The sequence below is a fragment of the Serratia sp. PL7 genome, from assembly GCF_945957435.1.
Genome location: NZ_CAMFLB010000091.1, coordinates 1 through 1394 on the forward strand (window position 1 = coordinate 1; position 1394 = coordinate 1394).

A 1394-nucleotide genomic window follows, 5' to 3' on the forward strand; every position below is an offset into this window, starting at 1 on the left:
TCTATTTCGCCACGCTGGTTTGGGGAAAGTCAGGAGCAAGGCGGGATAAGCTGGCCTGGCGCAGACTGGTTCAACATTATTCAAGCTGAGCTGATTAACCTTGTCGTAGAGGCTGGACTTTCACCGGATAAATCATCTTTCGACCAGATAGCCAGTGCTGTCAGGGGGATAGGTGGCGATGGTCTTAGAAGAGAACTTGATTCTGTAGGCGGCGGTGTGATGCTCAGGTTGAAGCATGGTGAAACAGCACAGGATGCTATTAAGTTTGTTACGCCCCTAACTAAACCTGGTGTTGAAAATTCGGAGTATAACTATCAAATCCTACAGGAGGCAGCAAGCACCAATTTACACCTCGATCTACGCCTCGGCGATTTCTATATTTCAAGACCGGTGCAGTTGAGAAAAGGTCAAATAGTCAGGGGACAGGGAGCACCGAATTTTTCTCCTAACTGTTATACACGCGTAATTTGCCCTTCTGAAGGGGGCGGTTGTTTCTGGTATACGGAGGATGTATCCACGGGTCAGGTACGGATGCCGCAGATTAGTCATATGGGGCTGGTAGGGGATTATCCTGTCAGGTTCAATGATGAACGAACTGCGATTATCAAGGATGATGTGTCGCTTTCTAATGTTCCATTCGGCATGGCTCCTGTAGTCAAGGTATGCAGTATCAACCCAAGAGTTAATGGTGTTGGTATCGGCATTTCCTGGTCAAAAATGTTTAATGGCATCATCACGCTGACAGAGATTGCAAACTTTGAAACAGATTTATTGCTCAATGGATGCGATTTGAACACAGTTACACTCAATCGAATCAGAAATGGCTGGCGTTATATGATTCTGGAGTTGAGCGCCAGTACCTTCGGATCTCAGAATGAAATACATCACAACGATATACTCCATGCCGGGTCGCCAAACTGCATTATGGTTAAGACCGCGGCCCGGCACGCCCGTATTTATGACAACTATCTTGAACAGGCGACAGGGACCGACGGGCAGGCGCTCATAGGGTTTATTGATGCGACAGCCGTTGATGCACCTGCTTACGCGGGAAACGTATCAGCCGGTCGTTACTCGACTATTATCAGGGATAACCGGATAGATGGTTTCTCAAAGTCTAAAAACTTTGTTTACAAATATCAGCCAAAGGGCCAGACGTACGGGGTAATTGAAGACGTATCAACAGTAGGTTCTAATGTCGGTCTGGGGTCAAATGCCCTGACGCTGGTTGATGAGACTGGCGCGACGGTGGACAGTGTTCCGCTTCTGTATAATCAGCAGCAGCCGTGCTCGTTTGTCTTTAAAGGGCCACGTTTCGGTAAATGGAACGGGTATACCTCAGAGGGACAGCTTTCAGATGTTATCAATGGGCTGAATGTCGGCGCGTTCGGCAC

1 pseudogene is annotated in these 1394 nt (G+C 48.0%); it reads left to right on the top strand.

Annotated features, from left to right (window positions below):
- Positions 1–1394: pseudogene (locus N6G83_RS54320) on the top strand (hypothetical protein); the annotation flags it as partial.